Here is an 853-nt window from a genome sequence, read left to right as displayed (position 1 = left end):
ATGAAGGCGCATGAGTTACGACTAAAACAACCCAAGCCAGAAAAGCCAGCTCCAGTTAAACAGATAGAGGTTAAACCTAAACCTGTTGCAGAGCCGACTGCGCCAAAACCGCCAGTTGTTACTCCACCAAAACCTGAACCAGTTAAACCTGTTGAAACGACAGCAAACGTGCCACCAGTTTCGACGTCACCGAAAGGTGAAAAGCAGGTTAGTGATCTAAAAGACAAGCTGCAGGGCTCGCAAAGTGAGCTTGAATCACTAGAAGAGAAAAACCATCGTCTGCGCCTCATGTTGTCTCAAGTTCAGAGCGAAGTTGAAACACTCAAAAGCGAGCTTAACGACGAAGAGCGCATTCGTTCGGAAGTGGAAAAGCTGTTGGCAGAAGAGCGCCAACGTGTTGCTGAGCAGCAACGCATGCAACCAAGTACGATGGATAAGATTCTATCCAATGGTTGGCTAGTCGGACTTGCAGCTCTGATTCCCGGGGCACTGCTAGCGTTGTTGGTTGTCATGCTACTTGGTCGTCGCTCGAAATCGAAAGAAGAGGAAGCAGCGCAGCAGCAGACACAAGATATCGATCCGCTTGCGGCTCCAATTGGTTTAGCCGCAGCTGACCAACTTGATGATGAGCTCAGCCTAGATGATGACTTGTTTGGTGATGATGACTCTGAACCGCTGTTAGAGCAGGATGAGAAAGCAGAGCTTGAAGAGGATGTCTTCGCGAACCTAGATGACGAAGAACTAGACTTCAACTTAGAAGGCGATGACGGCGAAGATCCATTTGCCGGTATCGGCGATGATGGTGATTTAGACGTTGGATTTGACGAGTTTGATTCTTCAACGAGCGGCATTC

Annotated in this window: 1 pseudogene; it reads left to right on the top strand. The window is 48.7% G+C overall.

Going from position 1 to position 853, the window contains the following annotated elements:
• Positions 1-853: pseudogene (locus R7Z77_RS24735) on the top strand (AAA family ATPase); the annotation flags it as partial.

Source organism: Vibrio sp. 1401 (genome assembly GCF_033340295.1).
Note: the sequence above shows the minus strand (reverse complement) of the source record. Positions and strands in the feature narration are given on the sequence as shown.